This is a genomic window from Kitasatospora sp. NPDC092039, assembly GCF_044756065.1.
GTDB lineage: Bacteria > Actinomycetota > Actinomycetes > Streptomycetales > Streptomycetaceae > Kitasatospora.
In genome coordinates, this window is the sequence record NZ_JBIVSD010000012.1 from 44,325 (window position 1) to 68,463 (window position 24,139).

Annotated in this window: 26 protein-coding genes; 16 read left to right on the forward strand and 10 right to left on the reverse strand. The window is 73.8% G+C overall.

The annotated features are described in order from the left end of the window. Positions 1-10 precede the first annotated feature (10 nt). Positions 11-1,261: an MFS transporter gene (locus tag ACIQI7_RS23170; RefSeq protein WP_401112972.1), complete on the forward strand. Its 1,251-nt coding sequence runs from the start codon at positions 11-13 to the stop codon at positions 1,259-1,261. A 34-nt stretch (positions 1,262-1,295) separates the two neighbouring features. Here ACIQI7_RS23170 and ACIQI7_RS23175 read toward each other — a convergent pair whose 3' ends face one another. Next, complete coding sequence (locus ACIQI7_RS23175; protein ID WP_387752955.1) at positions 1,296-1,760, reverse strand: hypothetical protein; 465 nt, start codon at positions 1,758-1,760, stop codon at positions 1,296-1,298. A 237-nt stretch (positions 1,761-1,997) separates the two neighbouring features. Between ACIQI7_RS23175 and ACIQI7_RS23180 the strand changes: the two genes are divergently transcribed. From ACIQI7_RS23180 to ACIQI7_RS23200, 5 genes are all read left to right on the forward strand, one after another. Then, positions 1,998-3,194, forward strand: coding sequence for an acetoin utilization protein AcuC (locus ACIQI7_RS23180; protein WP_401112974.1), 1,197 nt, complete (start codon positions 1,998-2,000; stop codon positions 3,192-3,194). A 225-nt stretch (positions 3,195-3,419) separates the two neighbouring features. Continuing rightward, on the forward strand, positions 3,420-3,629 hold the full coding sequence (locus ACIQI7_RS23185; RefSeq protein ID WP_045699258.1) for a helix-turn-helix domain-containing protein: 210 nt from the start codon (positions 3,420-3,422) through the stop codon (positions 3,627-3,629). 191 nt (positions 3,630-3,820) lie between these two features. Next, the gene (locus ACIQI7_RS23190) at positions 3,821-3,919 is read left to right on the forward strand and encodes a 30S ribosomal protein bS22 (RefSeq protein ID WP_003948845.1); all 99 of its coding nucleotides are present in this window, start codon (positions 3,821-3,823) and stop codon (positions 3,917-3,919) included. A 226-nt stretch (positions 3,920-4,145) separates the two neighbouring features. Then, positions 4,146-5,279, forward strand: a complete 1,134-nt coding sequence (locus tag ACIQI7_RS23195; protein WP_401112976.1) for an NAD-dependent epimerase/dehydratase family protein — start codon at positions 4,146-4,148, stop codon at positions 5,277-5,279. Between the two features lie 7 nt (positions 5,280-5,286). Beyond that, positions 5,287-6,294 (forward strand): lysophospholipid acyltransferase family protein, encoded by a 1,008-nt coding sequence (locus tag ACIQI7_RS23200; protein ID WP_401112978.1) that lies wholly within the window; start codon positions 5,287-5,289, stop codon positions 6,292-6,294. Between the two features lie 158 nt (positions 6,295-6,452). Here the strand turns inward: ACIQI7_RS23200 and ACIQI7_RS23205 are convergent, their stop codons facing one another. The 3 genes from ACIQI7_RS23205 to ACIQI7_RS23215 form a co-directional block, all read right to left on the reverse strand. After that, positions 6,453-7,751 carry a DUF5667 domain-containing protein gene (locus ACIQI7_RS23205; protein ID WP_401112980.1) on the reverse strand — a complete coding sequence of 433 codons (1,299 nt, stop codon included), beginning with the start codon at positions 7,749-7,751 and terminating at the stop codon, positions 6,453-6,455. 310 nt (positions 7,752-8,061) lie between these two features. Next, entirely contained in the window at positions 8,062-8,877 is an 816-nt protein-coding gene (locus ACIQI7_RS23210; RefSeq protein WP_401113242.1) for an ECF subfamily RNA polymerase sigma factor, BldN family, read from the reverse strand. 568 nt (positions 8,878-9,445) lie between these two features. Continuing rightward, on the reverse strand, positions 9,446-10,471 hold the full coding sequence (locus ACIQI7_RS23215; RefSeq protein ID WP_401112982.1) for an HAD family hydrolase: 1,026 nt from the start codon (positions 10,469-10,471) through the stop codon (positions 9,446-9,448). A 103-nt stretch (positions 10,472-10,574) separates the two neighbouring features. On the opposite strand from ACIQI7_RS23215, the gene ACIQI7_RS23220 reads away from it, so the two are divergent. The 7 genes from ACIQI7_RS23220 (at position 10,575) to hemB (ending at position 17,900) form a co-directional block, all read left to right on the forward strand. Continuing rightward, positions 10,575-10,868, forward strand: coding sequence for a glutaredoxin family protein (locus ACIQI7_RS23220; protein ID WP_387752971.1), 294 nt, complete (start codon positions 10,575-10,577; stop codon positions 10,866-10,868). A 171-nt stretch (positions 10,869-11,039) separates the two neighbouring features. Then, complete coding sequence (locus tag ACIQI7_RS23225; RefSeq protein WP_401112984.1) at positions 11,040-11,786, forward strand: exonuclease domain-containing protein; 747 nt, start codon at positions 11,040-11,042, stop codon at positions 11,784-11,786. A 101-nt stretch (positions 11,787-11,887) separates the two neighbouring features. After that, complete coding sequence (locus ACIQI7_RS23230) at positions 11,888-12,790, forward strand: redox-sensing transcriptional repressor Rex (RefSeq protein WP_387752976.1); 903 nt, start codon at positions 11,888-11,890, stop codon at positions 12,788-12,790. Between the two features lie 25 nt (positions 12,791-12,815). Beyond that, positions 12,816-14,156 (forward strand): glutamyl-tRNA reductase, encoded by a 1,341-nt coding sequence (locus tag ACIQI7_RS23235; protein ID WP_387752979.1) that lies wholly within the window; start codon positions 12,816-12,818, stop codon positions 14,154-14,156. A gap of 41 nt (positions 14,157-14,197) precedes the next feature. Further along, positions 14,198-15,205, forward strand: a complete 1,008-nt coding sequence (gene hemC / locus ACIQI7_RS23240; RefSeq protein ID WP_401112987.1) for a hydroxymethylbilane synthase — start codon at positions 14,198-14,200, stop codon at positions 15,203-15,205. Continuing rightward, on the forward strand, positions 15,202-16,851 hold the full coding sequence (locus tag ACIQI7_RS23245; RefSeq protein WP_401112989.1) for a uroporphyrinogen-III synthase: 1,650 nt from the start codon (positions 15,202-15,204) through the stop codon (positions 16,849-16,851). Before hemC ends, ACIQI7_RS23245 begins: the two co-directional genes overlap by 4 nt. A 68-nt stretch (positions 16,852-16,919) precedes the next feature. After that, positions 16,920-17,900 (forward strand): porphobilinogen synthase, encoded by a 981-nt coding sequence (gene hemB / locus ACIQI7_RS23250; RefSeq protein WP_401112990.1) that lies wholly within the window; start codon positions 16,920-16,922, stop codon positions 17,898-17,900. Between the two features lie 66 nt (positions 17,901-17,966). Here hemB and ACIQI7_RS23255 read toward each other — a convergent pair whose 3' ends face one another. The 3 genes from ACIQI7_RS23255 to ACIQI7_RS23265 form a co-directional block, all read right to left on the reverse strand. Further along, positions 17,967-18,236, reverse strand: a complete 270-nt coding sequence (locus ACIQI7_RS23255; protein WP_387752990.1) for a hypothetical protein — start codon at positions 18,234-18,236, stop codon at positions 17,967-17,969. Between the two features lie 210 nt (positions 18,237-18,446). Next, complete coding sequence (locus tag ACIQI7_RS23260; RefSeq protein ID WP_387752993.1) at positions 18,447-18,791, reverse strand: rodlet layer protein; 345 nt, start codon at positions 18,789-18,791, stop codon at positions 18,447-18,449. Between the two features lie 84 nt (positions 18,792-18,875). Beyond that, positions 18,876-19,220 (reverse strand): rodlet layer protein, encoded by a 345-nt coding sequence (locus ACIQI7_RS23265; protein ID WP_359902775.1) that lies wholly within the window; start codon positions 19,218-19,220, stop codon positions 18,876-18,878. A 300-nt stretch (positions 19,221-19,520) separates the two neighbouring features. Here ACIQI7_RS23265 and ACIQI7_RS23270 point away from each other — a divergent pair, with 300 nt between their 5' ends. Continuing rightward, on the forward strand, positions 19,521-20,186 hold the full coding sequence (locus ACIQI7_RS23270; RefSeq protein WP_401112994.1) for a hypothetical protein: 666 nt from the start codon (positions 19,521-19,523) through the stop codon (positions 20,184-20,186). A gap of 67 nt (positions 20,187-20,253) precedes the next feature. Here the strand turns inward: ACIQI7_RS23270 and ACIQI7_RS23275 are convergent, their stop codons facing one another. The 3 genes from ACIQI7_RS23275 to ACIQI7_RS23285 all read right to left on the reverse strand — a co-directional run bounded on the left by ACIQI7_RS23275 (position 20,254) and on the right by ACIQI7_RS23285 (position 21,369). Then, complete coding sequence (locus ACIQI7_RS23275; protein WP_387753207.1) at positions 20,254-20,631, reverse strand: hypothetical protein; 378 nt, start codon at positions 20,629-20,631, stop codon at positions 20,254-20,256. Positions 20,632-20,744: 113 nt separating this feature from the next. Next, positions 20,745-21,017 carry a chaplin gene (locus ACIQI7_RS23280; RefSeq protein WP_401112996.1) on the reverse strand — a complete coding sequence of 91 codons (273 nt, stop codon included), beginning with the start codon at positions 21,015-21,017 and terminating at the stop codon, positions 20,745-20,747. A gap of 109 nt (positions 21,018-21,126) precedes the next feature. Next, positions 21,127-21,369, reverse strand: coding sequence for a chaplin (locus tag ACIQI7_RS23285; RefSeq protein WP_401112998.1), 243 nt, complete (start codon positions 21,367-21,369; stop codon positions 21,127-21,129). A gap of 492 nt (positions 21,370-21,861) precedes the next feature. Between ACIQI7_RS23285 and ACIQI7_RS23290 the strand changes: the two genes are divergently transcribed. Together ACIQI7_RS23290 and ACIQI7_RS23295 are read left to right on the forward strand one after the other, a co-directional pair. Next, positions 21,862-22,101: a chaplin gene (locus ACIQI7_RS23290; RefSeq protein WP_387753002.1), complete on the forward strand. Its 240-nt coding sequence runs from the start codon at positions 21,862-21,864 to the stop codon at positions 22,099-22,101. A 245-nt stretch (positions 22,102-22,346) separates the two neighbouring features. After that, a complete protein-coding gene (locus tag ACIQI7_RS23295) occupies positions 22,347-24,020 on the forward strand; it encodes an RICIN domain-containing protein (RefSeq protein WP_401113000.1) in 1,674 nt (557 codons plus the stop codon). Positions 24,021-24,139: the final 119 nt, after the last annotated feature.

The following is a 24,139-nucleotide window of genomic DNA, read 5'->3' on the forward strand; positions in this document are numbered from 1 at the left end:
GGAGGTCCGCTTGAGTGCCGCACCGCCCCGGTTCCCGCCCGGCCTGCGCGCCGGGCGGGCCGCGCTCGCCGTCAGCTTCCTGCTCCAGGGCACCGTCTTCGCCCTGCTGGTCACCTGCATCCCGGAGATCCAGCACCGGTACGCGCTGGGCGACGGGCTGCTGCCGGTCTTCCTGGCCGCGGTGCCGGTCCTGGCCGGCGTCGGTTCGATCGCCTCCGAGCGGCTGGTGAGGCGCACCGGCGCGCGGGCCGTGCTGCGGGTGGTCCAGCCCGCCGTCTGCCTCGGCCTGGCGGCCGTCGGCCTGGGCGGAACGCTGTGGCAACTCGCCCTGTCGCTGGCGGCGTTCGGGCTGCTGGTGGGGGCGCTGGACGCCAGTATGAACATGCTCGGGGTGGGGCTCCAGCACCGCTACGGCCGCTCGATCATGATCGGTTTCCATGCCGCGTTCAGCCTCGGCGCGATCCTCGGCGCGGCCCTGGCGGGCCTCGGCTCGCACTACGGCCTCGGGCTGCCGGTGCTGTTCGGCACGGCCGCCGCGGTGATCGCCCCGCTCGCCCTGCTGGCCGGCACCTTCCCCCGACCCCTGGCCGACGGGACCCCAACCACCGGTCCGGCCGGACCCGGCGACGCCGTCCGGGAGGCGGCCGAGGCGGCCGAGGCGGCGGCCCGGCCCGTCCCCTGGCGTCCGCTGCTGCCGCTCTGCCTGGCGATGGCCTTCGCGTACATCGCGGACGCCTCGGTCTCCAACTACAGCGTCAAGTACCTCACCGACGGGCTGGGCAGCCGGGAGGACCTCGCCAAGCTCTCCTACCTGGGCTACATGGTCGCGATGCTGCTCGGCCGCGCGCTGGGCGACCGCGCGGTGCAGCGGTTCGGCGCCGTCCCGGTGGTCCGCGCCGGTGCCGCGCTGGCCGCGCTCGGCTTCGGGGAGGCCGCGGTGGCGCCCGCCGCCTGGGCGGGCATCGCCGGCTTCACCGTGCTGGGTCTCGGCATCTGCGCGATCATCCCGCAGGTGTTCGCGGCCGGCGGCCGGCTCTTCCCGGCCGACTCGGACGCCGCGGTGGCCCGGCTCAACCTCTTCAACTACGTGGGGTTCCTGGTCGGTTCGCCGCTGGTCGGGGCGATCGCGGACGCGAGCTCGTACCGCTGGGCGCTGCTCGCCCCGATGCTGTTGGTGCTCGCCGTGCTGCCGCTGGCCCACCGCTTCGCCCCGGCTCCGGCCCCGGTCCCGGCACCGGCCGAGGCCCCCGCCGTCGGGTGACGGCGGGGGCGGTCGACGGGGCGCGGGGTCAGGGTCAGCTGATCACGGTCTGGAGCTCGGGCACCCCGTAGGTCCAGCCCTGGTCCTTGGCCGTGGTGGTGCCGCCGACCTGGCCGAACTCGTAGTAGACGTACGGTGCCCAGTTCAGCGTGTACGGCGCGGTGCCCCACGACGGGGTGTCGGTGATCTTGACGGTGAGCGTGACGCTCTTCGTCGCCCCCGGCGCGATCGGCGCGTTGAAGTGGAAGTTGGCGCTGTTCCCGTTGAACGCGCAGTCGGAGGTGTCACCGGTGCAGCCGGTGATGGTGAACGCTCCGGCCTGCGAGTTGGCCGGCCAGGTCGGCTGGACGGCCTCGTAGGCGAAGTAGATGGGGCTGTCCTCGGAGTTGGTGAGGGACAGCGTCAGGGTCAGCTGGTCTCCCGCCTTCGCCGTCGGCTTGTCGACCGCGAAGGCGGTGCCGCTGACCGCGGCGGAGGCCGGCTGGGCGGCGAAGAACACGCCAAATCCCAGTATTGCAGCGAGAATTACCCCAAGGCGTTGCACGCTGAATGGCTTCATGGCGGAGAGGATATGGAGTCGCGGGGCGTTTGTCTGCACCGCCTCGACACCCGTCTCCACAGCTGCCCCACAACCTCCGCGGCCCCGTCGCGCACCGGCCGGCCGACCGTTCCGGGAGCGCCGCCCCGGCCCGCCCTGGCAGCCGCCCGGCCGCCGCCACCCGCTACGGTGGAGGCCATGCCCGAAGCCGAGCGTGACACCCCCTGCGGTCTGCACCTCTTCTGGGACGAGGCCGTCACCGCCTACGACTTCGGCCCCGGCCACCCGATGGACCCGGACCGGCTGGCCCTCACCATGCGCCTGGTCGAGTCGCTCGGGCTGAGCACCGGGCCCGGGGTGACCGTCCGCTCCGCGCCGCCCGCCGGGGACTCCACCCTCCGGCTGGTGCACACCCGGGAGTACGTCGAGGCCGTCCGGAGCGCGGCCGCCCACCCCGAGCGCTCCGATCCCCTGCACGGCCTCGGCACCGACGACACCTGGTCCTTCCCGGCCATCCACTCGGCCTCCGCCCTGATCGCCGGCCAGTCCGTGGCCGCCGCCGAGGCGGTCTGGCGCGGCGAGACCCCGCACGCCGTCAACTTCGCCGGCGGACTGCACCACGCCATGCCCGGCAAGGCCTCCGGCTTCTGCGTCTACAACGATCCGGCCCTGGCCATCGCCCGGCTGCTCGAACTCGGCGCCGAGCGGATCGCCTACGTCGACGTGGACGTCCACCACGGCGACGGCGTCCAGGCGGCGTTCTGGAACGACCCCCGGGTGCTCACCGTCTCGCTGCACGAGCACCCCGCCACGCTCTTCCCGCAGACCGGCTGGTCGATCGAGACCGGCGGAGAAGACGCCCCCGGCTCCGCCGCCAACCTGCCGCTGCCCGCGGGCACCGGCGACTCCGGCTGGCTGCGCGCCTTCCACGCCCTGGTGCCCGAACTGCTCGACGCGTTCCGGCCACAGGTCCTGGTCACCCAGCACGGCGCCGACACCCACCTGGAGGACCCGCTCGCCCACTTCGCCGTCACCGTGGACGCCCAGCGGCTGATCGCCGAGGCGCTGCACGGCCTCGCCCACCGGTACGCCGGCGGCCGCTGGCTGGCCACCGGCGGGGGCGGCTACGCGGTGGTCGACGTCGTCCCGCGCACCTGGACCCACCTGGTCGCCACCGCCGCCGGCCGGCCCGTCGACCCGGCCACCGAGACCCCCGAGTCCTGGCGCGCCGAGGTCTACCGCCGCACCCGCCGCCCGGCCCCGCTGCGGATGACCGACGGCGCCCGCCCGGCCTGGCGCGACTTCGAATCGGGTTACGATCCGGCCGACCGGCTCGATCAGGCCATCCTCGCCACCCGCCGGGCGGTGTTCCCGCAGCACGGACTGCTGGCCTGAACCCGCCGCCCCGGCCGGGCCCCGCCGGGGCCGTGCGTACGCCGGGCGGTGCCATCCGCCGATCGGCTACGTACTGCAACAGTCCTATCTCTCACCGTACGAGGACTGCACTTCCCCTCTTCCCACTGGTACCACCCATAACTACTCTGGGGATACACGTGTGCCGGTGGAGTCACCGGAGGGGAAGCCGGTGCCTTGCACACGGGTAAGGGTCGGGTGATGGTCATGAGTTCCGTCGAGCGCCCCCTTCAGGAAGTCGTCTTCCTGACCGTGGCGGAGGTCGCCGCGGTCATGCGGGTGTCCAAGATGACGGTGTACCGACTGGTGCACAGCGGAGAGCTGCCGGCCATCCGGGTCGGACGGTCCTTCCGGGTGCCCCAGCAGGCGGTGCACGAGTACCTCAAGGAGTCCTACGTGCGGCTCGAGAGCGCGTAGCGGCGGCGCGCGGGTGCGGGGTCCACACCGGTGGGCCCCACACCCGTTCGCCGGGGATTTCCCCCGAGTTCTCCGGCTGCCGGGGGCGCGATTTACAGCCCCGGGCAACCGGAAGGTAGGCTAGGCCCTCACGTCAGTCGTATGGACTCCGTCTCTCACGGGCGAGAGTCTCAGTGAGCGAGGGTTGTTCCGTGGGCTCTGTCATCAAGAAGCGTCGCAAGCGTATGGCCAAGAAGAAGCACCGCAAGCTTCTGAAGCGCACGAGGGTCCAGCGTCGCAACAAGAAGTAACGCCTGAGCCTGCGTCTCAGCCCCCGTGTTCGCGGGGGGTCAGCCGCGGACTCGCGCACAGCGGCGCAGGAAGAACTCGTAGGCCCCGCCCTCGCGGGGTTTCGGCGTTCCACCGCCCGCCCAGGCCCGTCGCGGCCTGGGCGGGCGGTGTCGTTTCACGGCCCGGTGGGGCGGCGCGGTACGGTGCACGCAGGCCGGTCGGGTCGAGGGAATGGGGTGCAGCACCGTGGGTGTGGTCGTGCTCGTCACCGGCGTGGCCCGCCATCTCGGTGCCCGGTTCGTCGCCGAGGTCCGCCGCCGGCCGGGCGTGGACCTGGTCGTCGGCGTGGACGTGCAGCCGCCCCGGCTGCCGCCCGAGGAGCCGGCCGGACCGGCCGCCCCGTACCGCTTCCACCAGCTCGACCTGCGCCGCCCGGCGCTCTCCCGGGTGCTCGCCGAGCACCAGGTGGACACCGTCGTGCACCTCAGCGTCAGCGCCACCGGCCTGGGCTCCACCAACCGCTCCGCGGTGAAGGAGTCCAACGTGATCGGCACCATGCAGCTGCTCGGCGCCTGCCAGAAGGCCCCCGCGGTGCGCCGGCTGGTGGTGAAGTCCACCACCGGCGTGTACGGCTCCGCGCCCCGCGACCCGGCGGTGTTCAGCGAGCGGATGCAGCCCAAGGACCCGCCCGGCGGCGGCTTCGCCAAGGACGCGGCGGAGGTCGAGGGCTACGTGCGCGGCTTCGCCCGGCGCCGCCCGGACGTCGCGGTGACGGTGCTGCGCTTCGCCAACATCGTCGGCCCGCACGCGGACACCCCGCTCAGCGAGTACTTCGCGCTGCCGGTGCTGCCGACCGTCCTCGGCTACGACCCGCGGCTGCAGTTCGTGCACGAGGACGACGCCGTCTCGGTGCTCTGCCGGGCCGCCGACGAGCCCGTGCCGGGCACCGTCAACACCGGGACCTTCAACGTGGCGGGGGAGGGCGTCCTGCTGCTCTCCCAGTGCGCCCGCCGGCTCGGCCGGCCGACCCTGCCGCTGCTGCTGCCCGCGGTCAGCTGGATGGCCGTGCTGGCCCGGCGGACCCGGCTGGTGGACGTCTCGCCCGAGCAGCTGCGGCTGCTCACCCACGGCCGGGTGGTGGACACCGCGCGGCTGCGCGACACCTTCGGCTACCGCCCGGTGTTCAGCACCCCGGAGGCCTTCGCCGACTTCGCCGCCGCCGAGGGCCCGGGCCTGCTGCCGCCCGAGCGGCTGGCCGCCGTCACCGACCGGCTGACCGCCCTGCTCGGTCCGGAAGGCGCCGCACCCGCCGGGCCGCCCGCCGGACCTGACGCCGGACCGGGCACCGTACCGAACCGCCCCCGCCGACCGAGGAGCTGAACCCGCGATGAGTGCCGCAGCCGAGAACGCGCCGGGCGAAGCCAAGGTCATCCCGATCGAGTCCGCCCCCAGCTGGACCTCGCCCGAGGGGCCGAAACTGGCCGACCGGCTCGCCGAGGCCGTCGGCGGGGCGCTGTCCGGGCCGCTCGGCCCGGCCGCCACCCGGCTGTTCGGCAAGGGCTGGGAGGGCCGCGCCGCCGAGGGCCTGGCCTTCCTGCGCCGCCGGGTCACCGGCGACTACGAGGTGGACGAGTTCGGCTTCGACCGGGAGCTCACCGAGGAGGTGCTGCTCTCGCTGCTGCGCCCGCTGGCCGAGAAGTACTTCCGGATCGACGTCCAGGGCGTGGAGAACATCCCGGCCGAGGGCGGCGCGCTGGTCGTCGCCAACCACTCCGGGACGATCCCGCTGGACGCCCTGATGACCCAGGTGGTCATCCACGACCACCACCCCGCCCGGCGGCACCTGCGGATGCTCGCCGCCGACCTGGTCTTCGTGCTGCCCGGCGTCAACGAGCTGGCCCGCAAGGCCGGCCACACGCTGGCCTGCAACGAGGACGCCCAGGCCCTGCTGGAACGCGGCGAGGTGGTCGGGGTCTGGCCGGAGGGCTTCAAGGGGATCGGCAAGCCGTTCTACGAGCGCTACAAGCTCCAGCGCTTCGGCCGCGGCGGCTTCGTCTCCTCGGCGCTGCGGGCGGGGGTGCCGATCGTGCCCTGCTCGATCGTCGGGGCCGAGGAGACCTACCCGATGCTCGGCAACGTGAAGACGCTGGCCCGGCTGCTGGGCCTGCCGTACGTTCCGGTCACCCCGACCTTCCCCTGGCTGGGCCCGCTCGGGATGCTGCCGCTGCCGACCAAGTGGACGATCCGCTTCGGCGAGCCGATCGCCACCGACAGCTACCCGGCGGAGGCGGCGGACGACCCGATGCTGGTGTTCGACCTGGCCGACGAGGTGCGCGAGACCATCCAGCACACCCTCTACCAGCTGCTGGTGCAGCGGCGTTCGGTGTTCTTCTGACGGTGCGCCTCCTGACGGCGCGTTCCCGAGCGCGGTGTCCTGCCGGGCGCCGTGCTCCTCGCCCTGCTCCTCGCCGCGCTCCGGGTACGGCGGGCGCCCCGGGCACAGCGAGGGCCCGGCGGATATCGCACTCCGCCGGGCCCTCGCGGTCCTCGGGGTCAGCCGCCCAGGATGCGCAGCCCGGGCAGCAGGTCCGGGAGCAGCGGGGGCACCTCGACGCCCTGCGGCTGGGCCGCGTCGGGGGCGCCGGGCGCGGCCGACTGCGGGGCCTGCGGCGGGGCCTGCGGCGGGGCCGCGTCGGCGCTCGGCGAGGGCTTGGTGCCGGTGAGCCCGTTGGTGAGGCCGCCGACCAGGCCGTTGACGGCGTCCGGGGCGCTGCTGGGCAGGGCGTCCGGCAGGACGCCGCCCTTGCCGGAGGCGCCGGAGCCGGGGTTGGCCGGGGCGTGCTCGGTGGCACCGGGGTGGTTGCCGGCGGGGCCGGAGCCCGGGGCCTGGCCGGTGCCGGCGGTGGTGCCGGATCCGGCCGCGGGGGCGGCGGCGGAGGGGCCGCCGGTCGAGACGGACGAGCCGCCGACCGCTCCGGTGCCGGCCGTGCCACCGCTCTGGGCGGGGGGCAGGACCAGGCGCAGGGGCGCGACGTCCTCGCTTATGTCGTCGAAGAGCCGGTTCACCAGATCGGCCTGCCGGGTGAGCTGGACGGGCAGCCTGCCCTGCAGCTCGCTCCACCGGCCGTCCTCGTCGTGGGCGAAGCCGGCCAGTGCCCGCATCGGGTCGAGCGAGCCGTTGCTGCGGTAGACCGAGCGCAGCAGTTCGCGGCCCTTGAGGGCGTCGGCGTGCATGTCGTCCAGGGCGCGGCGGACCTGGTCGACGGTGGCCGGGCTGAGGGCGCCGGCCGGGCCGGTGCGGCCGACCAGGGTCTTGGCCTCGCCGAGCCGGGTGGCCGCGTTGTCCAGCAGCAGTTCGCCGCGTTCCGAGTCGGACCCCGCGAAGTCGAGCCGGAGCCCCTCCAGTCCGCGTTTGAGGCCGTACAGGCCGTCCCCGGGGACGGCGTTGGAGCTGGCCGCGGCGGCGCCGGCCAGGCTGCCGACGGCGAGCCCGGCGACCAGTCCGCCGATCGCGAACCGGCGGCTCCAGCGGCCGCGCGGCGCCGTCCGGATCGCCCGATGGCGGCGCTGACGGGGCACCTGGGCGCCCGTCCCGCCGGCGAAGGCCTGCTCGAACGCGGCCGTCAGCTGGGCGCGTTGGACCATGTGGACCCCCCGGTCCAGCACCGGCCCGGGCAGCGCCCCCAGCGCGTCGGCCAGACCGACCAGTTCGGCCATCGCGACCGGACCGGCGCCGGTGGCGGCGGTGTTGTCCGGTTGGCCGTCGGCCGCAGCGCGTTGCTCCGCCTGGTGGGCCTCCAGCGCCTCGGCGAAGGCCTTCGCCCGCCGGTGCTCCAGCACGTTTGCCGTCACGGGCCACACCTCCCTTCGTCGTTGTCGACACCCCGGCCCGCCGGACGGTTGCCCCGGCTGGCCAAAGCCACTCCATCGGGTGATAGGCCACAATTCGACTTGACCGTGGGCCCGGTGGGGACTTGCACGCTGGCCAACGAGCGGTACGGGCGGTCGGTTACGCACGGCTGATCATCGGACCGTCCGTTCACCCTGACGTGTCGGCCGGGCGCGAACGGTGACGGGCCGCCGGGGCGTATGGCACCGGGGCGTATGCAACCGAGGCCTATGCAACCGAGGCCTATGCAACCGGGGCCGTCCTCGGCCCGGCTCATCGCGCGTCGGGCGGGAGCAGCCGGGCCAGGGTGCGGACGGCGCGGTACTGGAGGGTCTTGATGGCGCCCTCGTTCTTGCCCATGATCCGGGCCGTCTCGGCCACCGAGAGCCCCTGCAGGAAGCGCAGGGTGACGCACTCCTGCTGCTGGGGGTTGAGCCGGCGCACCGCCTCCAGCAGGGCCGCGTTGGAGAGCGACTCCAGCACCGACTCCTCCGGGCTGCGCTCGCACTCGTTGGAGTCGAGCATCTCGCCGGTGGTGACCTCCAGCCGGAAGCGGCTGGACTTGAAGTGGTCGGCGACCAGGTTGCGGGCGATGGTGACCAGCCAGGCGCCGAAGTCCCGGCCCTGCCAGGTGAAGGTGCCGATCCGGCGCAGGGCGCGCAGGAAGGTCTCGCTGGTGAGGTCCTCGGCGGTGGCCCGGCTGCCGACCCGGTAGTAGATGTAGCGGTAGACGGTGTCCGCGTAGTGGTCGTAGAGCCGGCCGAAGGCCTCGCTCTCGCCGGCCTGGGCCCGCTCGACCAGCTCCATGATCGGGTTGTGCTCGGACTCGTAGCCGGGGCTGGGAGCGGTCCGGGTGCGGCCCCGGCCGGTGCTGCCGGTGCGGCCGCGCGAGCCGGTGCCGGCCGAGCCGGCGGCGGTGGTGCGCAGCGCCGGTCCGAGCGGTTGCGGCTGGCCGAACGATCCTCCGGCCGGCGCGAGTTGGGGGGAGACGGGGAGCTGGCTGCGGAGCAGCGTGCGCAACAGGTCCAGGCCGGTGGAGATCTGCCGCTCGGCGGTCGGCCGGCCGCGGAGGCCGGTGCGGGCGCGCAGGGGCGCGGACGACGGGCGGGAGGGTGCAGGCGCGTCGTTCCGGACGGGTGGGTACACGGGACTCCCAGAGGCAGAACTGTGGACGGATCACCTCCGCCTGCGCGGAGAGCACTCGCCGAAGCGTCCGTTCGAGCGGGACGCGTCGTGACGTGCATCCAGGAGAGAATAACGCTTTGTGCAATGACAGCTACACCGTGTGGTCGAAGTGGTCGTTTGGGATCCATTTGTTGTGCATATTCGGCTGACACTGACCGGAGCTGTCATCGTTCATCCGGCTCAACGTGATCGAACGGGTGCCCAGGGTGACCAATTCGGCGGCCTGAGGGGCGGTTTCCCAGCCTTGGGGCCCGGCAACCCCTGACTTTCCCGGCCTGGCGAACGATCAGAACCGGTCACTGGGCGCCAAGTTCGTGCAGATGGCCCGGACTTCCGTGCGGTGCGGGGGAGTTCGCCCGTAAGAGGGGCCAGGTCAGAGGCCTTGTTGACGCGGACTCACCCTTGGGGGCGAGCCCGCCCGGACGGCCTCCGGGCGCCCTCCGGAGCCGCCCGACCGCCCGGCGCGGGAGGTTCAGGCGCGGCGGCGGCGCCGGTTCAGCGCCACCCCGGCCGCCGCCGCGCCGGCCAGCACCCCGACCGCGGCCGCCGCCGGCAGCCCCACCCGGGCCGCCTTGCGCCCGGTCCGGAAGTCCCGCACCCGCCAGCCCTGGGCCCGGGCGTGGCGCCGCAGCGCGCCGTCCGGGTTCACCACGTACGGGTGGCCGACCAGGGAGAGCATCGGGATGTCGTTGGCCGAGTCGCTGTAGGCGGCGCAGCGGTCGAGGTCGAGGCGCTCGCGCCGGGCCAGCGCGCGGACGGCGGCGGCCTTGGCCGGGCCGTGCAGCAGGTCGCCGACCAGCCGGCCGGTGTACCGGCCGTCCCGGGCCTCGGCGACGGTGCCCAGCGCGCCGGTCATGCCGAGCCGCCGGGCGATGATCCGGGCCACCTCCAGCGGGGCGGCGGTGACCAGCCAGACCCGCTGGCCGGCGTCCAGGTGCATCTGGACCAGGGCGCGGGTGCCCGGCCAGATCTTGTCCGCCACCACGATCTCGAAGATCTCCTCGCAGATCGCCTCCAGGTCGGCGGTGGGCTTTCCGGCCACGATGCCGAGGGCGGACTGCTTGGCGTCCGAGATGTGCTCCGGGTCCTCGGCGCCGTGCAGCCGGAACCAGGCCTGCTGCCAGGCGAACCGGGCGATGTCGCGGCGGGTGAGGAAGCCGCGGCGGTAGAGGCCGACGCCGAGGTAGAAGATCGCGGCGCCGCGCAGGATGGTGTTGTCGCAGTCGAAGAAGGCGGCGGCGCGGGGGTCGTCCGGGTCCGGGGTGTGGTTCTCGGCCGGGGCCTTGGGGGCCTTGCCGGGCCGGGCCGCGGCCACTGCGTCTGCGGCCGGTGCGGTCTCGGCCACTGCGTCTGCGGCCACTGCGTCCTCGGCGGCGGGAGCCGGCCCGGGCTCGGCCCGCAGCGCGGCCTCGGCGGCCTCGGCCGCGGCTTCGCCGGCCAGTGCGCTCCGCTCGCTGCTGGAACGCCTTGCCTGGGTGAGCCTTCTGAGCACGGCCATGTCATCGAGGATAGCCAGCCGGGTGCGCGGCGACCGTGACGGAGCCGTGCCCGCGGGGTGAACAGCTCCACCGGGTGCCGGGAGCTCCGGGCGGGCGGGTGCGATGGCGGAGAATGGGGCGGTGAGCCCACTGCTGCGACGTAAGAGCCCCAAGCCCGCGGACCGGACCGTGACCCTGGTCGGCAAGCCCGGCTGCCACCTGTGCGACGAGGCCCGCGAGGTGATCCTCCGGGTGACGGGCGACCTGGGGGCGTCCTTCGAGGAGCGGGACATCACCCAGGACGAGGAGCTGTACCGCCGCTACTGGGAGCAGATCCCGGTCACCCTGGTCGACGGCCGCCAGCACGACTTCTGGCGGGTCGACGAGCGCCGGCTGCGCACCGCCCTCGGCGGCTGAGCCGGTCCTGACCGGGTGTCCGGCCGTGCGCCGCCCCCCGCCGATCGGCGGGGGCGGTTCGCCGAATCGTTGCCAAAGACACTCCGTTCCGGCTTGGGGCGGCGCGGGTTGGTCGGCTTACGATCGAACGCGTTTGCGCCCATGGGGGGCTGAGCACACGAGGAGTGCGCCATGCTTCCCGGCCCGACCCCCGCGACGCCCCGAGCCCCGGAGGGGACCGGCGGCTTCGCCGTGGTGGACGTGGAGGCGACCGGCCGCAGTCCGTGGCGGCACCGGGTGGTCGAGGTCGCGGTGGTGCTGCTGGACGAGCGGCTCCGCCCCGAGGGGGAGTTCGCCACCCTGCTGGATCCGCTGGGCCCGGTCGGCCCGACCCACGTGCACCGGATACGCCAGTGCGACGTCGAGGGCGCCCCGCGCTTCCGCGAGATCGCCCCGCGGCTGCTGGAGCTGCTGGCCGGCCGGGTGCTGGTCGGTCACCACGTCAGCTGCGACCACGCCTTCCTGGACCGCGAGTTCGCCCGGATCGGGGTGCCGCTGCCCCCGGTCCCGCTGCTGTGCACGATGCGGCTGGCCCGCGCCCACCTGCCGGAGGCCCGCGGCCACGGCCTGGCGGCCTGCGTGGAGGCGGCGGGCCTTGGCTGGTACCCGGCGCACACCGCGCTGGGCGACGCCCGGGTGACCGCCGAGCTGCTGCGGCACTGCCTGGACGCCCCCTCCTGCCCGCCGGACGACTGGACCGGCCCGCTGCGGGAGGCCGCCCGGGTGCCCTGGCCCCGGCTGGGCCGGGCCCGCTCCCGCCCGTCCGGCGCCGCCGTCCCGCTGCTGCGCCGGGAGGCTCCGCACGGCCCCTGGCTGCCCGGTTCCCAGGCCCCGGAGATCGTCCTGACCCCCTCCGGTGCTATGGGTTCGACGGCGTGATGCGCATCACTGTGCGGGGACAAAACGGACACCATCTTTGTGCACACGTTCACAAACGCATAGCCTGGCTGTCAAAGCCCAGCTTCACCCACAGGAGCACCGTGGCAATCGGCCGATCACCACAGAGCAGTTCGCAGACGCCCGACCAGGGCGCCGCGCGCCGACCCTCGCGTGCCCGGGGCATCCCGGAGGCGACGGTCGCCCGCCTGCCCCTCTATCTGCGGGCCCTCACCGCGCTCTCCGAGCGCTCGGTGCCGACCGTCTCCTCCGAGGAGCTGGCCGCCGCGGCCGGCGTGAACTCGGCCAAGCTGCGCAAGGACTTCTCCTACCTCGGTTCGTACGGCACCCGCGGTGTCGGCTACGACGTCGAGTACCTCGTCTACCAGATCTCCCGCGAGCTCGGCCTGACCCAGGACTGGCCGGTCGTCATCGTCGGGATCGGGAACCTCGGCCACGCGCTCGCCAACTACGGCGGGTTCGCCTCCCGCGGCTTCCGGGTCGCCGCCCTGCTGGACGCCGACCCCAACGTGGTCGGTTCCACCGCGGCCGGACTGCCGGTGCGGCACATGGACGAGCTGGAGTCGATCGTCGAGAGCCAGCACGTCTCCATCGGTGTGATCACCACCCCGCCCGGCGCCGCCCAGCAGGTCTGCGACCGGCTGGTCGAGGCCGGCGTCACCAGCATCCTGAACTTCGCCCCGACCGTGCTGACCGTCCCGGACGGCGTGGACGTGCGCAAGGTGGACCTCTCCATCGAGCTCCAGATCCTGGCCTTCCACGAGCAGCGCAAGGCCGGCGAGGAGCCGGACGACCGCGCCGAGTCGGTGCTGGACCGCGCCCCCGGTCCGGTCCGGGCGGCGGCCGCCAAGCTGCGCCGCGCGGCCGGCGGCACCGGCAAGGGCCGGGGCGCCGTCGAGTCGGCGGCCAAGGACCAGGCCGAGCAGGCCAAGGGAAAGTCCGCCAAGGGCGGCGACGGGGATCTCTCCGCGGTGATGCCCGCATGAACACCGAGAGCTGTGGGGGGCGGGCATGAGCCTTCTCGTCGTAGGGCTGAGCCATCGCACGGCCCCGGTCGGGGTGCTGGAACGCGCGGCGCTGACCGGTGACGTGCCGACCCGGCTGCTGCACGACGCGGCCGCCACCGCCACCGTCGGCGAGGCCGCGCTGCTGAACACCTGCAACCGGATCGAGCTGTACGCGGACGTGGACAAGTTCCACGCCGGCGTCGCCGAGCTGTCGCTGCTGCTGGCCCACCACAGCGGAGTGGACCTGGAGGAACTGACCTCCCACCTGTACGTCCACTACGAGGACCGCGCCGTCCACCACCTCTTCTCGGTGGCCTGCGGCCTGGACTCGATGGTCGTCGGCGAGGGCCAGATCCTCGGCCAGCTGCGCGACGCGCTGGCCAAGGCCCAGGAGGAGCACACCGCCGGGCGCGGCCTGAACGAGCTGTTCCAGCAGGCGCTGCGGGTCGGCAAGCGGGCGCACAGCGAGACCGGCATCGACAAGGCCGGCCAGTCGCTGGTCACCTTCGGCCTGGAGCAGGTCGCGGCGGGCGCGGGCGAGATCGCCGGCAAGCGCGCGCTGGTGGTCGGGGCCGGCTCGATGAGCTCGCTGGCCGCCGCCACCCTGGTCCGCTCCGGCGTGACCGACCTGCTGATCGCCAACCGGACACCGGCCCGCGCCGAGCGGCTGGTCGAGATCCTCGGCCCGGACGTGGCCCGGGTCCTGGACCTCGGCAAGGTGCCGGAGGCGCTCGCCGACGTGGACCTGGTGATCTCCTGCACCGGCGCGGCCGGCGTGGTGGTCAAGGCCGAGGACGTGGCCGCCGCGGTCGCCTCCCGCCGGTCCGCCGAGCCGCTCGCCCTGCTCGACCTGGCCATGCCCCGCGACGTCGACCACGCCGTGCACGAGCTGCCCGGCGCCCTGCTGGTCGACCTGGAGAGCCTCTCCCACGCGCACGCCGCCAGCCCCGGCGCCGGCGACGTCGACCAGGTCACCCGGATCGTCTCCGACGAGGTGACCGCCTTCGGCGCCGCCCAGCGGGCCGCCCGGATCGCGCCGACCGTGGTCGCGCTGCGCTCGATGGCCTCCGACGTGGTCGCCGCCGAGCTCGGCCGGCTGGAGTCCCGGCTGCCGGACCTGGACGAGCGCTCGCGCGCCGAGATCACCCAGACCGTCCGCCGCGTCGTCGACAAGCTGCTGCACGCCCCGACCGTCCGGGTGAAGCAGCTGGCCGCCGAGCCCGGCGGCGCCTCCTACGCGGAGGCGCTGCGCGAACTGTTCGACCTCGACCCGGCGGCCGTGCACGCCGTGTCGGGCACGCCCGTCGGCGGCGCGCCCCAGCCCTCGGCCGGGGGCCCCAGATGAACCGTCAGCCATCCCACGAGTACCACCGGGACGATCACCTCATGAATGGTCAACCGATCACGGAGCAGCCCGCGGCCACCACGGCCCTGCGGCTCGGCACCCGGCGCAGCGCCCTCGCCATGGCGCAGTCGGGCATGGTGGCCCGCGAGGTGACCAGGGTCACCGGGCGCCCCGTCGAGCTGGTCGAGATCACCACCTACGGAGACACCTCCCGGGAGTCGCTGGCGCAGATCGGCGGCACCGGGGTGTTCGTCTCCGCGCTGCGCGACGCGCTGCTGGAGGGCCGGATCGACTTCGCCGTGCACTCGCTCAAGGACCTGCCCACCGCCGCCCCCGCGGGCCTGGCGCTGGCCGCCGTCCCCGAGCGCGAGGACGTCCGGGACGCCCTGGTCGCGGTCGAGGGCCTGGGCCTGGAGGAGCTGGTGGAGAAGCTGGCCGGAGCCGGTCGGCCGGCCCGGATCGGCACCGGCTCGCCCCGCCGGATGGCGCAGCTGAACGCCTGGGCCGCCGCCCGCGGCGCCCAGCTGGAGACCGTCGCGATCCGCGGCAACGTGGACACCCGGATCGGCTTCGTGACCGGCGGCGAGCTGGACGCGGTGGTGCTGGCGACGGCCGGCCTGAACCGGCTCGGCCGCAGCGCCGAGATATCCGAGCACCTCGGCACCGAGGTGATGGTCCCGGCCCCCGGCCAGGGCGCGCTCGCGATCGAGTGCACCAGCGCCGACACGGACCTGACCGCCGCGCTCGCGGCCCTGGACCACGCCCCCACCCGGGTCGCGGTGGCCGCCGAGCGCGCCCTGCTGGCCACCCTGGAGGCCGGCTGCTCGGCGCCGGTGGCCGCGCTGGCCACCTGGGGCCGGGAGAACGAACTGCGGCTGGACGGCGTGGTCGGCGACCCCGACGGAACCGCCCTGCTGAAGATGTCCGCCAACGGTCCGATCGTCCTCGACGAGTCCGCCGAGCAGCAGGCGGCGGCCCTCGGCCGCGCGCTGGCTGACCGGCTGCTCGCCGGGGGCGCGGCCGCCCTGATGGGGGAGCGAGCCCGATGAGCCCCACCACCGCCACCGACGCCCTGTTCCCGGCGGGACAGCCCGCCACCGGACGGTGCACCTTCCTGGGCGCGGGCCCCGGGGACCCGGGCCTGCTGACCCTGCGCGCGGTCGAGGTGCTGTCCACCGCCGACGTGCTGGTCACCGACCCGCTGACCGCCGCCGCCGTGCGCAGCCACTGCCCGGCCGGCGTGCAGGTGCACGCCCCGGCCGCCGAGGGCGCCGACTTCGACCTGGCCAAGCTGGTCGCCGAGGCCGTCCGCTCCGGCAAGCACGTGGTCCGCACCGTCGACGGCGACCCCGGCCTGGACGGCTGCGCCGCCGAGGAGATGCTCAGCTGCGCGGGCGACGGGATCCCGTTCGAGGTGATCCCGGGCGTCGCCCAGTCGGTCGGCGTCCCGGCGTACGCGGGCGTCCCGCTGCGGGCCGGCTCCGGCACCGACGTGCGCTTCGTGGACGGCGCCGCGCTGCTGGCCGGCGGTCCGGTGGACCTGGGCGTGCCGGAGACCACCCTGGTGGTCCGCACCACCCTGGGCCAGTTGCCCGCCACCGCCGCCGCGCTGGTCGCCGGCGGCCGCAAGCCGGAGTCGGCGCTGAGCGCCACGCTCTCCGGCACCACCACCCGCCAGCGGACCTTCACCTCCACCCTGTCCGGCATCGCGGCCGACCTGAAGGCCGCCCGGGTGCTGCCGTCGCCGGTCTCCGCGCCGGTCGACCCGGCCACCTCGGTGATAGCCGTGGTGGGCGAGCAGGTCGCCCACCGGGCCTCGCACTCGTGGTTCGAGACCAAGCCGCTGTTCGGCTGGAACGTCCTCGTGCCGCGCACAAAGGAGCAGGCCACCGGCCTGTCCGAGCAGCTGCGCTCGTACGGCGCGGTGCCGCAGGAGGTGCCGACCATCGCGGTCGAGCCGCCGCGCACCCCGCAGCAGATGGAGCGGGCCATCAAGGGCCTGGTCACCGGCCGCTACGAGTGGATCGCCTTCACCTCGGTGAACGCGGTGCGCGCCGTCCGGGAGAAGTTCGAGGAGTACGGCCTGGACGCCCGCGCGTTCGCCGGGATCAAGGTCGCGGCGGTCGGCGAGACCACCGCGCAGGCCCTGGTGGACTTCGGCGTGAAGCCGGACCTGGTGCCCTCCGGCGAGCAGTCCGCGGCCGGGCTGCTGGAGGACTGGCCGCCGTACGACCCGGTCTTCGACCCGATCGACCGGGTGCTGCTGCCGCGCGCCGACATCGCCACCGAGACCCTGGTGGCCGGCCTGGTCGAGCTCGGCTGGGAGGTCGACGACGTGACGGCGTACCGGACGGTGCGCGCCTCGCCGCCGCCGGCCGAGACCCGCGAGGCGATCAAGGGCGGCGGCTTCGACGCGGTGCTGTTCACCTCGTCCTCGACCGTCCGGAACCTGGTCGGCATCGCGGGCAAGCCGCACAACGTGACGGTCATCGCCTGCATCGGCCCGGCCACCGCCAAGACCGCCGAGGAGCACGGCCTGCGGGTCGACGTGATGGCCCCGGCGCCGTCGGCGGCCGCGCTGGCCCAGGCGCTGGCAGACTTCGGGGCCAAGCGCCGCGACACCGCGACGGCCGCCGGCGAGCCGGTCTACCGGCCCAGCGAGCGCCGTCCCGGCTCGCGCCGCAAGGCCCGCTGACACCCCTCACGGCCGGGGGCGGCCGACCGTCGCCCCCGGCACTGCACAACCGTTCGGAGAGAGAAGCCGTGACCGCTGAATTCCCGTACGTACGCCCCCGCCGGCTGCGCCGGAGCCCGGCGATGCGCCGCCTGGTGGCCGAGACCCGGCTGCACCCGGCGGAGCTGATCCTGCCGCTGTTCGTCCGCGAGGGCGTCAGCGAGCCCGTCCCGGTGACGTCGATGCCGGGCGTGGTCCAGCACACCCGGGACACCCTGCGCAAGGCCGCGGTGGAGGCGGCCGAGGCGGGGCTGGGCGGCCTCATGCTGTTCGGCGTCCCGGAGGTGCAGGACGCCGTCGGCAGCGAGGGCACCAACCCGGACGGCATCCTCCAGCAGGCGATCCGGGACGTGGTCTCCGAGGTCGGCGACTCGCTGGTGGTCATGTCGGACCTCTGCCTGGACGAGTACACCGACCACGGCCACTGCGGCGTGCTGGCCGCCGACGGCAGCGTCGACAACGACGCCACCCTGGAGCGCTACGCCGAGATGGCCCGGGTGCAGGCCGACGCCGGCGTCCACCTGGTCGGCCCGTCCGGCATGATGGACGGCCAGATCGGCGTGGTCCGGCGGGCGCTGGACGACGCCGGGCACCAGGACGTGGGCATCCTCGCCTACACCGCCAAGTACGCCTCGGCCTTCTACGGCCCGTTCCGCGAGGCCGTCGGCTCCTCGCTCAAGGGCGACCGCAAGACCTACCAGCAGGACCCGGCCAACGCCCGGGAGTCGCTGCGCGAGCTGGCGCAGGACCTCGCCGAGGGCGCGGACATGGTGATGGTGAAGCCCGCCATGGCCTACCTGGACATCCTGCGCCAGGTCGCCGACGCCTCCCCGGTGCCGGTCTCCGCGTACCAGGTGTCCGGCGAGTACGCGATGGTCGAGGCGGCCGCCGCCAACGGCTGGATCGACCGGGAGCGGATGATCATGGAGACGCTCACCTCGATCCGCCGCGCGGGCGCCGAGCAGATCCTCACCTACTGGGCCCTGGAAGCCGCCGCGATGCTCGAGTAGCGGGCGCCGCACGGCGGAAGGCCGGGCCGGTCCCCCAGGGGAGCGGCCCGGCCTTCCGGGTTCGTGCTAGATGCCCACGCCCCCGGCGTGCGCGAAGCCCGCGCCGCCGCCGACCAGGTCGGTGGAGGTCGCGGCGCCGCCGCCGAAGCCACCGGCGGCGACGTCGCCGGCGTGGGCGACGCCGAAGCCCCCGCCGGCCAGGAACGGCTCGTCGGCCGAGGCGACGAACTCGCCGCCGCCGATCAGGCCGACGTGGGCGAAGGCCGGGGTGGCGGCACCCGCGAGCGCCAGCGCGGCGACGGCGGTCAGCGCGGCCTTGGCCAGCTTGTTCTTCATGGAACTGCCCTCTCTCTGGGAGCGCCCCCGCGGGCGCTCTGACACGTGATCACATCCGGCGGCCCCGCCCGGCACCCCACGCGCCGGGCCGGGCCGCCGCTCACCCGTCCGGACCGCGCCGCGGTCCGGACGGACGCTCTCGTCCGCGTAGCCCGGAGGGCCCGGGGAGGTGTTCCTCCCCGGGCCCTCCGTCCGTGCCAGGCCCCTCGATCAGCCGATCAGGTGCGAGATGCCCGCGTCGCCCGTGGACTGGGTGTTCTGGCCGACGTTGCAGATCTGCTTCGGCTGGTTGTTCAGGACCGGAACCTCGACCGGCACCGCGACGCCGATGACGGCGACGGCGATGTTGTGGATCTCCGGCAGGCAGATGTTCGGGTTGTCCAGAACGTGGCTGTTCGGGCTGCCGTTGCCGGTGGTGCCGGTGTGGTTGGTGCCGCCGTTGCCCTGGACGGAGGTGGCGGCGCCGTCCGAGTCGACGATGGCGGAGGCCGAGCCCGCGGACATCGCGAGGGCGGCGGCGGCCAGGCCGGCGGCGGCGAGGGTCTTCTTGATCATTTCCGGTTTTCCTCTCGGGGTGAATCGGGGAGCGATTCGAAGGTGGATCGAACGGTGGTGCAGGACGAACGGAGCGGCGACCGATCAGCCGATCAGGTGGGACACGCCGCCGTCGCCCTGGCTCTGGGTGCCCTGGCCGACGGTGCAGTACTGCCTGCCGCCGTTGTTGGCGATCGGGACCTCGACCGGGACGGCCACGCCGAGCACGCCGACGGCGATGTTGTGGATCTCCGGCAGGCAGATGTTCGGGTTGTCCAGGAAGTGGAAGTTCGGGCTGTTGTTCCCGACCGTGCCCGTGAAGTTGGTGCCGCCGTTGCCTTCGATGGAGGCGGCGGCGCCGTCCGCGTCACCGATGGCGGAGGCGGGCGCGGCGGCACCGGCCAGCGCGGCGACGGCCAGGCCGGCGGCGGCGAAGGACTTCTGGATCATGGCGAGATCCCTCTCTGAAATGCTCTTTGGATTCCGTGCGTACAACGCTGAGAACGCTCAGACCCGGTCTGCAGTCACTGACGTCCAGATCAAAGAACGACGGCACGGAAGGTTACGGGGATTTTTGAAAAGAGTCCCGCAGGCACGACGGTGAAGGGATTCCGGTCGGATTATTAGCCCGAATCGGTTAACCGCCGCATTCCGTGGTCCCGGTCACTCGTTGAGCAGACTGCTTTCCGGCTGCGACCCCCGCAGCCCTTCCCCCGTGATCCCAGTTCGGACAGCAGAACGGTGAATAGCATGAAGTTCTCCAAGCGGGCCGGCGCGATGCTGCTGGCGGTCGGTGCCGGCGTGCTCGTCTCCCAGGGGTCGGCCTCCGCCGCCGCCCCAACCGGTCTCGATCAGGTCGGCGCACTGGAGGACGCGCTGGCCACCCAGCAGGTCCCGGCGGACATCCCGCTCGCCCCGCTGGGCAGCCGCCTCACGGCCGGCATCCCGACCTCGCTGGTGATGCCGCCGGTGCCCGGCCGGACCACCAGCTCCGACGGCGCGCTGCTCCCGGAGCAGATCCTCCCGCAGCTGGCCACCGGCAAGGTCGGCCCGAGCGCCAAGGCCGACCTGCCACTCCCGCTGGTCGACCGGAGCGCCGACCTCGGCGAGGTGCTGCTGGACGCCCCGGCCGCGCCGCTGAACGCCCGGACCCCCGGGCTCACCCTCGGCAAGCCGCTCGCGCTCGCCCAGGACGGCGCCGGCCAGCTCGCCGGCGGCCGGCTGAAGGTGGACGAGATCGACCCGCACCTGATCACCGGCGCGGTGCAGGTGATCCCCGGGGCGAAGGCCAGCCTCGGCGGCGATGACAGCCGGCTCTCCCTCACCGACACGGCGGGCGCCCTGGCCGACACCGCCACCACGACGACCACCACCGTGGTGGGGCAGACCGGTCTGACCGACCTCACCCAGCTCTGAGGCCCGTCCGGCGCGAGAGCCCGGCACCCCGCGCGGCGGGATGCCGGGCTCTCGCGCTCCCGGGCGCTCAGCCCGGCAGCAGGCCGGTCAGCCCGCCGACCACCGGGAGGTCCTTGACGCCGCCGCCGGCGCTCAGCGGGCCGGTCAGCGTCCCGGTGCCGACCGCGGGCAGGCCCTGGTCCGGCTGGAGGGCCGCGCCGTTGTTGAGGAAGTCGGCCGAGGAGTTCGCCCACGGGTCCAGCCGCAGGCTCTTGATCGGCGCGATGCCGTAGCCGAGGCCGGTGGTCGTCCCGCCCAGCGCCTGGCCGAGGTCGGTCTTGGTGAGCGTGGCCGGGCCGGCCGGGGCCTCGCCCGGGGCGGTGGCGGCCTGCGCCGAACCGGCGCCGAGCAGCACCGCGGCACCCACGGCGGCGGCCAGGCCGGCCGCGCTCTTCTTGGAAAGCATCGTGATCACCCTTCGGAGGATCGGGGGTCCCGGACGGCTGTCCGGATACGCCGAACTGCCCCCCGGCCGACTGGTCGGGGGGCAGGACGGCCGGATCGCGTGCCGATCGGGGATCAGCAGTCGTCGTCGTCGTGCTGCGGCGGGGCCTCCACGTTGGCGCAGGCGTTGCCGAAGGCCGGGTTCAGCAGGCCGATGATGTTGATGGAGTTGCCGCAGAGGTTGACCGGGATGTGGATCGGCACCTGCACCTGGTTGCCGGAGACGACACCGGGGGAGTTGGCGGCCACGCCCTCGGCGCCCGCGCTGGCGGCGGCGGAGCCGGCCGCGCCGAGCACCAGGCCAGCAGCGGCGGCGGACAGGACGGCGGCCTTCTTCATGTTCTGCATGGGGGTTGATCTCCTCGATCACACACGGGTGGAGCGTGCCGCGCCCCGGCGTCGCGGGGCGCGGCACGGGCTCGGTGAATCAGCTGTCGCCGGTAAGGCGACCGCGGGTTCAGCCGGCGTTGACGCAGGTGTTGCCGAACGCCGGGTTCAGCAGGCCGATGATGTTGATGGTGTTGCCGCACAGGTTGATCGGGATGTGGATCGGCACCTGGAGCTGGTTGCCGGAGAGCACGCCCGGGGAGCCGGCGGCGACACCCTCGGCGCCGGCGCTGGCGAACGCACCGCCGGCGGCACCGAGCACCAGGCCGCTGGCGGCCAGCGACAGGGCGGCGGCCTTCTTGAAGTTACGCATGTCATTCCTCCGATTTCTGCCCGACGGAAGCGAGATGTCGGGAGCCGGGCGAGCACGAATACTCGCCCGATGACTTCAGGGACAGCCGTGATTGTCACTCGGTCGGCGCACATCGGCGTGTTCCGCCCATGGCTCGGGCGCGACCGCGGCAGCCGGGTCACGGTGCCTTTCGAGGCGATTCCCGCACGGCCGGGAAAAGCGCGGCAAAGGCGTGACCAGGTGGAATTCCGGTCGGTGTTCCGGCACGGGTTGCCGGACACCGGGTACGGGGGGCCCGCTGCGTGGGGGCCGTGGAGACCGGGTTCCGTCAGGGAGAACGAGGCACCGCGCGCGGGGAAACGGTCCGACTCCCCGATCACCCGAATGCCCGCTCTCCCGGCGCCGTTGCGCCGGACGGGTGACAGTGCGGGGACCGTCGCAACCGGGCCGGTGGGGTCTCGTTCTAGATGTCGCACTCCCCGTGCACATCTGTCGAACAGTCAGGAGGCTCACATGAGCATCAAGAAGACCGCCGCCGTCGGCGCGGCCGTGGTGGGCATCGTGGCCACCGGTGCCGGTACCGCGATGGCCAGCGCCGGCGCCCAGGGTGTTGCCGCCGGTTCCCCCGGTGTCATCTCGGGCAACCAGATCCAGATCCCGGTGCACGTGCCGGTGAACGTCTGCGGCAACACCATCGACATCATCGGCGCGCTGAACCCGGCGTTCGGCAACAAGTGCCTCAACGCGGGCTGAGTCCGCACCCCCGGTTCGGCCGGTGAGAGCCGCCGTTCCGCGCTTCCCTCCTGGGGCGCGGAGTGGCGGCTCTCCGCTGTTCCCGGAATCCGTCGGGCCGTCAGTTCCCGGCCGTGTCGCGAGTCTTGTTGTGTTACTTGTCAGTTCCTAGAATGCGAGACCTGCTCACCTTTCCTGCTCTCTCTTGCTCCGCGCCGCTCGGCGGCCCCGCCAGGGCGGTCCACCCACCCCGCAAGGAGTCGCGTGTGATCAGGTCCCCTCTGTCGGCGGCGCGGCGGACGCGTACGGGTGCGCCCCGGTGCGCCGCACTGCTCGCCACCGGAGCCCTTCTCGCCACCCTCGGCCTGGCCGGCGCCCCCGCCGCGCTGGCCGACCCCGCCCCGGCCGCGCCCGCGGCCGCCCGTCCGGCCGCGATCGTCGCCCTCGGCGACAGCGCCATCTCCGGGGAGGGCGCCGGCACCGACACCAACGACGGCTACTTCCCGGAGACGGACAGCCCCACCAACTACTGCCACCGCCACCCCAAGTCGGAGATCTTCGTCACCGACATCCCCGGGGTCACCCCGATCGACCTCGCCTGCTCCGGCGCCCAGACCGGCGACCTGGTCAGCGACCCGGAACTGGCGAAGATCACCGGCCCCGGCAGCGGCGACTTCGGCGAGCCCAAGCAGGACGTCAAACTGGCCGACACGGCGGCGAAGTACGACGTCAAGATGGTCGTCGTCACCATCGGCGCCAACGACGACTTCGACTTCAGCGGCATCATGATGCACTGCCTCGCGCAGTACTTCCCGATCCCCAAGGACCAGGGCTGCCGGGACACCATCGGCAGCGACGAGATCCGCCGGCGGGCCAAGGGCGTCCAGCCCAAGGTGGTCGCGGCGCTCCAGAACATCCGCCAGACCATGCGCAGGGCCGGCTACGCCGACTCCTCGTACCAGCTGGTCTACCAGTCGTACTTCAACCCGATCACCCCGGACATCCGGCGCAACGACTACCTCGGCAAGGTCGTCGACGGCTGCCCGGCGTTCCCCGAGGACCTCGCCTGGGGCCACAACTGGGTGGTGCCGACCCTGAGCGACGCCCTGCGCGGCGCGGCCGAGCAGGTGCCCGGCGTCCGGTACCTGGACCAGCGGCGGGTCGCCTTCGGGCACGAGGTCTGCGCGGAGTGGACGAGCTCCCCGTACGAGTACACCAACGGGGACGTCATCAACCTCGCCGAGTGGGTGCGCAACGGCTGCGACTCGCAGATCGGCATCCCCGGGCTGTGCATGAACATGGTCCGCCAGTCGTACCACCTGCGGGTGGCCGGCTACCGCGGCGAGGGCGTCTGCCTCGGCCAGTTCTACGCCCGGCCCGAGCTGGTGCAGGCGTACTGCACGCTCAACCAGCAGAACACCACCTCGATCCAGCCGCTCTCTCCCGGACAGCCGTTCGGCGACGTCCCCGAGGACGGCTCCTGGTACCAGTTGACCAACGCGGCCGGCGGCAACGTGCTCGACCTCGCCGGCGGCGGCAGCTACGGCGACTCCACCAACGGCCGGCCCGCGATCACCTATCCGGCCGGCGGCGGCCTCAACCAGTCCTTCGTCCTGGAGGCCAAGGCCGGCGGCAGCTACGAGCTCGACTTCAGCGGCAACCGGGACATGTGCCTGGACGCCGACGCCGCCTCCACCGCCCCCGGCACCCGGATCCAGCAGTGGCGCTGCAACGGCGGCGGCAACCAGCACTGGGTGTTCAAGCCGGCCGGCGACGGCCGCTACAAGATCGCCGACTCCCAGGACCAGACCAAGGTCCTGGCCGTCGGCAGCACCCTCGACGCCAAGGGCAACCCGTACGTCGAACTCGCCGCCGACACCGGCGCAGCCAACCAGCTCTGGCAGCTCACCAAGCTGGGCATCGTCTACGTCCACGGCTGATCCACCCCGCACCGCCCCGGGCCGTGGCCGCCCCCCCCCGGGGGGGGCCGGCCCGGCCCCCGGCCCCCCCCGGGGGGGGCCCCGGGGGGCCCCCGGGCCCGGGGGGGGGGGGGGGGGGT